9 protein-coding genes are annotated in these 11,390 nt (G+C 41.5%); all 9 read right to left on the reverse strand.

What is annotated here, in order from left to right:
* Window positions 1-58: 58 nt before the first annotated feature.
* Window positions 59-1,351, reverse strand: a complete 1,293-nt coding sequence (fucP, locus tag BMY50_RS26090; RefSeq protein WP_093332183.1) for an L-fucose:H+ symporter permease — start codon at window positions 1,349-1,351, stop codon at window positions 59-61.
* Window positions 1,352-1,362: 11 nt separating this feature from the next.
* Complete coding sequence (locus BMY50_RS26095) at window positions 1,363-1,809, reverse strand: MaoC/PaaZ C-terminal domain-containing protein (RefSeq protein ID WP_093332188.1); 447 nt, start codon at window positions 1,807-1,809, stop codon at window positions 1,363-1,365.
* 22 nt (window positions 1,810-1,831) lie between these two features.
* Window positions 1,832-2,902, reverse strand: a complete 1,071-nt coding sequence (locus tag BMY50_RS26100) for a Gfo/Idh/MocA family protein (protein WP_093332196.1) — start codon at window positions 2,900-2,902, stop codon at window positions 1,832-1,834.
* A gap of 13 nt (window positions 2,903-2,915) precedes the next feature.
* On the reverse strand, window positions 2,916-4,148 hold the full coding sequence (locus BMY50_RS26105) for an ABC transporter substrate-binding protein (RefSeq protein WP_093332199.1): 1,233 nt from the start codon (window positions 4,146-4,148) through the stop codon (window positions 2,916-2,918).
* 1 nt (window position 4,149) lies between these two features.
* Window positions 4,150-5,295: a CaiB/BaiF CoA transferase family protein gene (locus BMY50_RS26110; RefSeq protein ID WP_093332203.1), complete on the reverse strand. Its 1,146-nt coding sequence runs from the start codon at window positions 5,293-5,295 to the stop codon at window positions 4,150-4,152.
* Window positions 5,292-6,443 (reverse strand): CaiB/BaiF CoA transferase family protein, encoded by a 1,152-nt coding sequence (locus tag BMY50_RS26115; protein ID WP_093332206.1) that lies wholly within the window; start codon window positions 6,441-6,443, stop codon window positions 5,292-5,294. Before BMY50_RS26115 ends, BMY50_RS26110 begins: the two co-directional genes overlap by 4 nt.
* 1 nt (window position 6,444) lies before the next feature.
* Complete coding sequence (locus BMY50_RS26120) at window positions 6,445-7,602, reverse strand: ABC transporter substrate-binding protein (RefSeq protein ID WP_238383896.1); 1,158 nt, start codon at window positions 7,600-7,602, stop codon at window positions 6,445-6,447.
* A gap of 12 nt (window positions 7,603-7,614) precedes the next feature.
* Complete coding sequence (locus BMY50_RS26125) at window positions 7,615-10,869, reverse strand: glycoside hydrolase family 2 TIM barrel-domain containing protein (protein WP_093332216.1); 3,255 nt, start codon at window positions 10,867-10,869, stop codon at window positions 7,615-7,617.
* A gap of 264 nt (window positions 10,870-11,133) precedes the next feature.
* Window positions 11,134-11,390, reverse strand: a 257-nt coding sequence (locus tag BMY50_RS26130) for a transposase (protein ID WP_139202336.1), incomplete at its 5' end; no start/stop codon positions are given.

Here is an 11,390-nt window from a genome sequence, read left to right on the forward strand (position 1 = left end):
AGCTACCACCTCTAGTAAAACAACCAATAACTAGTAACGAATAACCAATAACGAACAACTAGTAACGAACATGGCATCCTTTCCAAGCATAGCCTAGCACAATCAGAAAGCAGCTTAAAGGCACAAGGTAACCTATCTGTATATTGTCTTGAAAATAGTCGATCATACTTCCCATACCATAGGGAAGAATGGCCCCTCCAACAATCGACATAATCAGCCAAGACGAGGCAGATTTTGTTTGATCACCTAGTCCCACTATTCCCAAAGCAAATATGGTGGGGAACATAATCGACATAAAAAAGCCAAGAAGACCCAAAGCGTATACGACATATGTACCCGTACCAAACACCGCTACAAGGCAAAGAACAATTGCCGCCAGTGTAAAACAGATCAATAAACGCTGGGAGCTAGTAAAACGTAATAAAAAAGTACCGACAAATCTGCCCAGCATAAATAAAAAGCCGTAGATTCCTAGATAATATCCCGCGGTCCTTTCATCTACGCCGGCCCCTTGTTGAGCCATCCGGATAAAAAAACTAGTAATACATACCTGAGCGCCTACATAAAAAAACTGAGAAAGCACAGCCAATGAAAGATGTCTATGTTTCAACACGGCAAAAAAGCCCGGCTTTTCCGCATTTTCCTCTTGTTTAATTTTTATCTCGGGAAGTTTTATAAAACAAAACAGCAGCGCTACAATGAGTAAAATTGTCCCTAAAATGATATAAGGCAATTTAACCGCCGACGCTTCTTCTATAAAATAACTCATTCGTTCTACGGAAGGCATAGCAGCCAATGCTTCCTTTGAATACTCCTTCCCTGAGAGAATAAAATTTGCCCCAACAATAGGTGCAACCATTGCTGCCAACCCATTAAAAGAGGCGGCTAAGTTTAATCGATTGCTAGCCGTAGCCGGGTCACCTAGTACCGCAGCGTAGGGGTTAGCCGTAGTTTCTAATATAGCCAAGCCGCATCCTATGATAAAAAGTGCGACCAAGAAAAGTTCATAACTCAATTTGTTGGCTGCAGGAACAAAAAGATAGGCTCCTGCTGCGAACACTAACAATCCGATGATGATGCAGTATTTATATCCCAAGCGCTTAAGCAGCATCCCCGCAGGTATCGCCATGATAAAATAGGCAAAAAACACCGCTGTATCTACCAATGTTGATTGGCTATTACTGAGGTTACATGCTTTCTTCAAATGAGGAATCAAAATAGAGTCGAGATTATGGGCCATTCCCCACAGAAAAAACAGGCCTGTCACCAATATAAATGGTAGTAGGAATTTTTTCTGTCCCTGTTTGTATTCCTGCTCTGCTGGTTCCAGATTTTCTATGATTACATCCATCAACCCAAAAATTAGTATGCTTTCCTTTTAGCGAGTAAAATATGATCCGCTACTAGTACCGTTTCGCCATGCTGGTTAATCACTTCCACATGCTCTGTAATAGTACCATATTCCGGTTTTTTTGCATCCCCTTTCTCACTAATAGTAATCTCCGAATGAAGGGTATCACCAATAAAAACGGGTTTTACAAAACGTAATCGATCGTAACCTTTCGAGAATGCCTCCGGATTAATCTCCGAAGCGGTGAGGCCAATACCTATACTGAATACCATCGTTCCGTGTGCTATGCGCTGCCCAAAGTCCTGTGTTTTACACCATTCTGCATCCATATGATGCGGAAAAAAATCACCTGTATGCCCCGCGTGTACCACAAAATCAGTCTCTGTGATGGTTCTGCCTAAGGTTATCCGTTTATCATTTAATTGATAATCTTCAAAAAAAATAGATTTAAAATACATTTCAATATAATTGCTTGGTAATCTAAAGTGTTTTTTCAATTATTACTCCTCCCTTATCACTACTGCTATAAGCGCTTTCTACCACCGCCATCGTATGAATCACATCTTCTACACTCGCGGCTAATTGACTGGATTCGCCATTCTTATACCGCATTAATGCCGACATACTTCCTATAAAAGCATCCGGGAACCAAGAGCCTTCGATAGCCAGTTTTTTCCATTGTGGTTTTTCGCCTTCTTGAAGCAGACAATATTCAAAGTCATCAGGCACACCATGCGGATAATCCATCAATAATCCCATTTTTGCCTTTATAGCACCCTGCGTACCCTCCCATTTGATATAGCTTTCCTGGTGCTGCGGACCGAAATCATGATCGTGATTGGTATTTATAACCGCATGAAGGGTATCTCCATAATCAAATAAGATAGTCGAACGAGATGACGAGAGCTCTTTCTTTGGATGTTTAAGTGTCTTGGCCATGATACTGATCGGATCTCCAAAAAAAGATCGGATGAGGTCGATATAATGAATACTATGGTACTGTATTTCCAATCTGGGATGTACTTTTACTAACGGAAAAAGTTCCCATGGAGTTTGTACCGTCACCTTTATTTCCATATCATACACCTCACCAATAAATCCATTTTCGATTAAGTATCTTGCGGCGTTGACATAAGGTGCTACGCGCAATTGGCAATTGATTGCTGCCGCCAATTTCTTTTTGCGACAAATGGCCAGTATATCTTTACTCTGCCAAAAATAGTCGCCCATTGGTTTCTGTATAAGTACCGCACTCTCATCAGGTAATTGTTCAAGGATGCTTACAAACTGCTCTGGCATCAATGTAATATCATATACCGCGTTAGCGGGTGCATTTTTTACAGCATCCGCAATATCATCATACACATAAGGAATGTTAAACTTAGTTGCTAAACTTTCGGCTTTTGCTCGCGTGCGATTGGTGATACCTATTACATCAAAACCAGCTTTCTGATAAGCTGGCAAATGAGCGTCACCTACAATACCTCCTGCACCAATCATTACAATGGGAAGAGTTTTTTGTGGTAATATGGGTTGATACGGTATGTTCATTATGCTAAATATTTCATAATAGATCTAACTGATGCAGATCTTTTTGAGTTTCTTTTAATAATTGCTGAATAGGAATGTCCTTCTGTATTGCCTGCTGAATAAGCTGATCAATCCGTCCGGCTACGATTGCCCAGTCCTTACGTTGCGGAAGTGTATTTGATAATTGGTGCAGTTGTTCGAGTTTATGGTAATATGGAATGAGCTGGTTGATCTCTCCATCTTGCCAAGTCGAGAGCCGGCATCCGATACCTCCTGACATTGTTAATTTCTTATCCTGAATAGGATTTACAGCAAAACGAATAAAATCATATGCCATCTCTTTATGCTTACTTCCGGCCCCAATGGTATATAACCAATAGACATTCAGTGAAGTAGATTTCCCTCCCAATCCCTTTGGTATGGGTGCCACATCCACTTTACCTTTCACTTCTATATCGTCAGACACCTCGCATACAGCAGCAAAACCAAACCAATTGATCATCATCGCCGCTTCACCACGGGCAAAGGCAGCACCAGCCTGCACGGAATCATATGTAAAAGATGCTGGGTGCATCACATCCTTGTTTTGCACTAAACCTTTATAAAAAGCTAAAGCGTCCACTGCTTCTGGTGTGTCGATATTTAATAGACCGTTATTTCCCATTAAACTTCCCCCCCGGCTCCATAATTGTAAACAGAAGTCAAAAACAGCATTATGACCGTCAGGATAAATACCCATCACCACGCCAAAAAGGTTTTTAGCCGGTTGATGAAAAAAATGAGCAACCTCTAAAAATTCATCCCAGGTTTGTGGAACTGATAGCGGCCTACTATATTGAGCTGAAAAGCGTTCTTTATTGCCTGGTTCTTCAAATAAGTCCTTTCGATATACCAAACATTCCGGACCATCATGAAAGGGCAGTCCGACAACATCGTCTCCAAATTGTTGTAAGTTCAACAAAGCCTTGCTCCAGCCAGCGGGATAATCGGTGGGGGGATCTTTTTTCAGATACGATGTTAAACTTGTTAGTCCTTGCTGCGTATAAGCTTCATAAACCCAGTCAGTATTCATATGCGCAATATCCCAATCACCCTTTCGTAAGCCCTCTTTTTCAATAGTGCTTTCATAAAGATCGTGTAGATCCATTGCTACCATTTCAAGTGCTAAATCACATCCGGAAGAGGCACAATAGGCTTCCCAAGCTTCCTCGATAGCTTTTTCAAATGGTTCAAATTTTCTTACAGCAATTCGCAGTTTATCGGGCATATTACTTTTCTGTTAATTCTTTTAATATTGCGTCATTATCCTGCCCCAGCGCGGGTGACCCAATGGGTGAGTAAAGGCGCTCGCCATCAATCCGAATAGGACACCGTGTAGTTTGATACTGAAAACCATCTTTCATCATGACCTCCTGTAACATGTTTAACGATTTAAAGCCCTCGTGCACCAATAGACGATCCCATGTAAGCACATCCGCACACCAGATATCAGCCGGCTCTAAAATAGCCAGCCAATGCTGCGTAATCTCATTTCTCAAGTGCTTTGCTAAAATGGCCTTAATCTCATCTCTCTTATCGAAAGCATCTGTCGTCACGGTGTACACTTCCAATGCTTCACAGCCCAATAGTTTACCTAATACAGGGATGGCACCCATCGCTAAAGCTAAATGGCCGTCTTGTGTCTGATAGATTCCATAAGGCGCTCCTAAATAAGCATGTGCATTATTAACCTGCGTGCGCTGTGGTAACAGACCTCCATCTTTATAAAAAGTGGTGACTGCTTCAAACTGGAAATCATAGGCCGATTCAATCATGCTTACTTGCACCAAAGCTCCCTGTTTGGTGATACCCTTACCCAGTAAACAGGCTAAAATACCCTGCACTAGATTAGCTCCGGCCAACATATCAACAATAGAAAGTCCCATCGGTACGGGACCATCTGCTGCATTTCCACTTAACCAGGTAAGTCCTGTAAGTGATTGCAGTAATAAATCCTGCCCAGGTCTATCCCGCCAAGGCCCCTCCGTACCATACCCCGATATTTCTGCATACACAATAGCTGGATTGATCTTGATAACTTCTTCAAAATGAAGACCTAATCGTTCCATTACGCCAGGGCGAAAATTATGTATCATCACATCTGCTTTGGCTATCAATGTTTTAACCAAAGCAATATCTTCCTCTTTCTTTAAATCCGCCGCAAAACTCTCTTTATTACGGTTAATGGCATGAAAAACCGATGACTCCCCATTCATAACCACATCCGAAGTATACAAACTACGACAGATGTCGCCAGTGCCAGGCTTTTCCACCTTGATTACCCGTGCACCCAGATCGGCCAGACGTAAACTGGCAGAAGGCCCCGAGAGAAATTGACTAAAATCAACCACCAAATAATCTGCTAAAGGCTTCATCGTTCAGCTATATTAAATTCACTATTAATCTTGTCAGTATCCTCACCCGTTTTAGGAGCAGCCTTATCAGCATATAACTTTTGTTTATTGATTTGTATTGGACTTCTCGTGGTCGTCAATTTCTTACCATCGGGCAGTTTTAGGTCTTGTATCATACCTAATGCATCAAAGGCTTCATGCTGCAATGCCTGCTGATAATTATAAACCGAAGAACACCAAATCCCTTCCTTGTCCAAGCGAGCTCGCCAATATTCCGTGCTATTATCTCCTAGGTGTTCGCCAAGTTTTGTTGCTATTTCATCTCTTTTTTCAAACCAGGTAGCTTTATCTTGGTACAACGTTAAGTCGCAACCGATACTTTTCCCTATTTTCATTAAATCTCCCATGGCGAGTGTCAGGTAGCCATCGCTTGTTTTGTAAATACCGTAGGGTGCACTGAGGTAGGGATGTCCTCCTCCCCGAACACCACTTCGCTGAGGCAAACGGCCTCCATCATTTAAATGAGTTGTTAGCAGCTCAAACTGTAAATCTAAAACAGATTCCAGCAGACTTACCTCTACCAGCACACTTTCACCTGTCTTATTCCTCTTTAATAGGGCGGCTAGAATGCCTTGCGTCAGGTGGGCTCCACAGGCCATATCAGCAGTAGCCAATCCAAAAGGAACAGGTCCGTCGTTCTTGGTTCCCGACAACCATGTTAATCCAGAAAGCGATTGAATCAATAGGTCTTGACCAGGTTTGTTTGCCCATGGCCCCTCTGTACCATAACCTGTCACAACACCATAAACAATTTTAGGATTTAGCTCGCGCACCTCTTGATAAGTGAGTCCAATTTTTTCCATTACACCTGGCCTAAAATTATGAGTCATTACATCGGCACGTGCAATTAACTTTTTTACGTCAGCTAAATCAGCTGCATTTTTGAGATCAGCAGCATAAGACTCTTTATTTCTATTAATGGTATGAAACACTAAACTATCGTCTTCAATAAATAGGTTTTTAATGGCAATCTGACGTCCACCTTCCCCCTTACCAGGTCGCTCTATCTTAATAACCCGCGCACCCAAGTCTGCCAATTTAAGTCCCGCCGTAGGGCCAGCCATAAATTGAGCAAACTCTAATACTACTATTCCAGCTAAAGGCTTCATATCAAGCTAATACTTTTGATTCGTTGTAAAGTTCATTTAACTTCGTTAATACAGCTTGTTCCTTACCCCCTTTAATAATATAATCTCTCACAATGTCACCAGCATGATCTTGAAAAAACATATGTCCATGATAGCGAGGCCTTAAAAAGGCCCGCTCTAAGGCAGGTAAGGTATTATAGAAATAATTCCCACTTAATTTATTCGTATGAACCGCTTTCCATGCTTTTAAGTGTCCAGGCTGACCTCCGTTATCAAAAAATAATCCCTGTTGGCATATTGGTGAGGCCACGTAGCGCACATATTGCATAGCTTCCGATAGGTGCTTACATTTTGCCGAAACAGCAAGGCCTGTTCCTCCCAATGTGCTCCGCATGTTTTCTTTATTTGTTAGACTTACCAAGTCATGAAAATGTAGTACCCGTTCGGCATAACCATGGCGTGCATAATTTGAATAGCCATATGCAAAGGGGCAGTACACAATGTCATCCGTATTCACCATCGTTTCGTAAACCTTTATGGGATTATAGTGATGAAACCGTTTATCCACTTTGTCTGCCAATTGTTTAAATAATTGCAGTGCCTTTATTCCTATTTCCTTGCTGATTACCTCACGCTCTGTTTGGCAAGGGTCCTCTCCAAGCGAACAGCAGAACATATAGAAGCTCATGAGGGTATCAATGGGAATTAAGGAAAAGCCTACCTTACCACTGTCGGCTATTGAAAGCAGCTCTTTATAAGTTTTAGGTAGCTGCATCGCATGCTTTTTTAATAGGTCAGGTCTACTGGAGGCTACAGGAGTGGCAGCATCAATCGGTAATGCCCATTGGTGCTCGTCAAAGTGGTAGCTTATATACGAATGCCCTACACTATGGTCTTGTTGATCTTTTAGATCAGCTTCTGATAAATAGCTATCTAAGGGTAAAATACTTTTCGTGCGAGCAGCAAATCCGGCCCAAGGGTGATCTATCACTAATAAATCATATATTTCTGCCAGCTGTTGCACCGAAAAATCAGCAAAAGCCTGTAATGAGCGCTTTTCCCATGTTATTTCCACGTGCGGATTTAGCTCACTGAACCGCTGCGCAGTAGCGACCATAGGGGTGAACCCTCTACTATGATTCCAAGTAATTCCTTTTAGTACGATGCGTTTATTTTCCACGGACAAATTCACTTAAAATTTAATTTCCTTTATTTTCTTATCTACATCCTTAGACGGCATCGGCATCAAGTAAAAAGTATACCGATAGTCTTTTGCCGGAATCTGGTATTGTGGTAATGGCTGCGACACGTCCGACCAGGAATCATTCCCCCCTACTCCCATTTGAATGAGATCTATATTTAGTGTAACAAAACCTGCGTCTTTTAATAAATGATGATGTTTCGCCGTAACAATCTCTTGTTCCGTATAAGGCCAAGCGCTCATACTTAATAAACTATCGGCCACCACTACCATGCCTTGTTGCTGTTTATCTGTCAAACTCATCCACCGTACGTCCGTACGGTTAGCGTTTTCCTGTGGGTACACATAAGGTTCAATAAAACTATCCAATGGCAATCTATAAATACCTACATCCATACCAAATCGTTTATCAATATAATTTTCCTGTGGCCCCTTACCATACCAAGAAACTTGGTCATATCCTCTTTTGATGCCTCCTTGCATACCCACTTTAGGTAAATTTGGAAGGCCATTTAAAACCCGCAACTGATTCGTCACTTTAACCACTCCTTCACCATTAAAGGTATAGGCTACCTCAACGGTTGCACTATCTTTCACAACAGCGTACTTGCTAACGACGGTGATTATTCCAGAGGTTGAACTATCAATGGATTGATTTAATAGAGCTGGTTTTGCGTCATACCATTGCTTTAGCACTTTTGAAGGTTTCCACCCTTTCCGGTCGTTATCTGTTTGCGGACGCGTAAAATGTGGCAGAAAGGCCTGGGCCAATTGTTCTGTACCTTGGTTTTTATAAGAAACTAAAGCGCCGTTTTTTCTGCTAATTGTAATTTCTTTTCCATTAGCCGATTGAAGTCTGTACCCTTCTCCATTGGAAGTTATCTTCACCTTGTGAAATTTATTGGAAAGGTTGTCGGATTTCGCCAGTCCGGTTAATCTCAACTGATTAGCTGCTACCTCGAAACCTTTATCGGCCCAAGATTTGTTTTCATTTAGTTGATAACTTATGTTCAGTAAATACTCATGATCCTTCTTTAATGTTGGCAATAAAGATTTTAAAGAAACGGTAGTATCTACACCCGCAGCTAGCCTAAATGTCGGCAATGTTTTAGTCAACAGCTCGTGGCCATCTTCCAAGAGTGAAATTTTTATTAAATAATTCGCTAGGTTTTTTACAGCATGTCGATTGGTAATATTAAGAAGTACGTCATCCGTATCAATCAAAGAAGTTTCAATAGGTTGGTACACCCGCTTACATTCGTACATGGCCGATTTTGGCCGACCATCGGAGGCAACCATCCCATCGATGCAGAAATTACCATCATGTCTTTTCTCTCCAAAATCTCCTCCATAAGCGAAAAAGGGTTTACCCATCGCATCCTTTTTGATCAGGCCGTGATCTTTAAATTCCCAGATAAACCCACCAATTAATCGCGGATATGCTCTAAAAATGTCCCAAAACTCTTTCATATTGCCGGTTGAATTCCCCATTGAATGTGCGTACTCCACAAATAATATCGGTCGCTTATCACCATTTTTCTGATTAAGAAGCAACTCAGGCGTAAATATTCCGGGGTAGAAACGGCTGATGATATCAACATAATATTGATCAACGGGGTTGCCAATACGGTGAGCGTGGTCATTTGATTTAAGATAACGCGCATCGGAAGGATCAATATATCCTTTTTCCCGAGGACTGCCCATCGCGGGCTCGTAATGTACGGGGCGGGTAATATCGAAATCGTGAATCCAGGCGGCCATTGCAGCGTTGTTGGGCCCGCGGCCTGCTTCATTTCCTAAGCTCCAGATAATGATGGAAGGATGATTTTTATCGCGCATGACCATGCGACTTGTGCGCTCCATAAAGGCATGTGTCCATTGTGGATCATTGCTCAACTTACCTCCTAAACCATGTGTTTCATAATTAGCTTCGTCCATCACGAAGATGCCATATTCATCACAGAGTTCATAGAGATAAGGGTCATTCGGATAATGACTGGTTCGTATAGCATTAAAGTTAAATTGTTTAATCAGTTGAAGATCCTTTCTAATATCATCTCTCGACAAGGCCTTCCCCTTTTCAGGATGTGCATCATGACGATTGACCCCATAGAGATAGGTCACTTTACCATTGATGAGCAATTTTCCGGAATTTTTATCAAATTCAATACTCCTAAAACCCACTTTACAGCTCTTCACTTCTAGCACTTTTCCGTCTTTATCGGTAAGCGTTAACAATAAGGTATAAAGGTTAGGGTCTTCATCACTCCATTTTTTTGGGTTCTTAACCTTCGCCTCCAGCAAACCAAATTTCACATTGTCCAGTCGCGGGTATATTTCATTTACCACCTCATTGGCTGAGCGCTGTAATGCTTTTGCAAAAACTGGCTGTTTATCAGCACCATACAACTGTGCTTGGATAGTATAGCCATTAATTGAATCGCCTGTTAGATTTTCTATACGCGGACGAATGCTGAATACCGCATCCCGATAGTCCTTATCCAATACTGCTTGCCAGTGAAAATCGGCAATACGGACCTTTGGTTCAGCCAACAGCATCACCTCACGTTGTATACCACTCATCCGCCAATGATCTTGGTCTTCCAAATAGGAACCATCGCTCCAACGGATAACCTGCACGGAGAGCACATTTTCACCGCGCTGCAAGTAAGGGGTTATATTAAATTCAGAGGGGAGACAACTGTCTTCCCCATACCCTAAAAATTTGCCGTTGAGCCATACCTTAAAGGCAGAGCTTACCCCACCAAAATGCAAGGTAATATTCATATCTTGCCAATTGGCCGGTATCGTAAAAACACGCTGGTAAGATCCTACAGCATTATAATCTTTAGGAATTCTTGGTGGATCCACCGGCCGAAATGGATATACGGCACTTTTATAGATGGGAATATCGTAACCCCTCATTTCCCAATTGGAGGGTACTGTTAATTTATCCCAACCTTGTACGCTGCTCTTATAAAAATCAATCGGTGCATCAGCAGGTTTCTGGGCAAAGAAAAAATCCCACTCGCCATTCAATGACAACATTCGACCCGATATTTCCCGATTTCCATCCAACGCTTCTTGCGTACTTTGGTAAGAATAGGCAGTGGCTCTTGACGGTTCTCTATTAATGCTGGTAACTAGCGGATCTTCCCAAGGTTCAGATTGGTAGATGCCTGGCACAGGGGGTATGGTAGCCGGTAAACCATCTACCGTTTGGGCATAGATGTTTATCCAAAACATCCAACAAATCAATATTCCTACACTACTTTTAAAATGACAATTGCTTATAATCACTGTTAGTTTATTTGCTGGCTAGTGAATATCAAAAATAAAGGTATGCAAGCTGTTTTTTTTATAAGAAGTTGACTAGCTATTATAGGATATTATCATTTGATATTTTCTTTTTTCCCGCAAAAAAGGTACTGTGTTAAATTCCAAATATTTTATAACTTTATTTTTTATAAAGGAGAGCAGCGCAAGCTATTCATCCTGTGTAGGCAGATCTCAGTATCTGCCTACTTCCATTACAGCGTTATTTATTTGTTCTTCGAAAATATATTCCTGATCATTCTTCCATAAGATATATATTAAGATCAGCAACTTTCTAGCTACAGCAGTTATTCCGATTTTTTTAGCTGGCTTCCTGTCAATTATTCTTTCATAAAATACTTTTAGATCTTTATTATATCGGCTAGCAGCGAGTGCAGGCATATAGAGTGCCTTTCTAATGAAGCTATTTCCTTTTTTTGATATCTTTGACT

The organism is Olivibacter domesticus, assembly GCF_900109575.1.
GTDB classification, from domain to species: domain Bacteria; phylum Bacteroidota; class Bacteroidia; order Sphingobacteriales; family Sphingobacteriaceae; genus Olivibacter; species Olivibacter domesticus.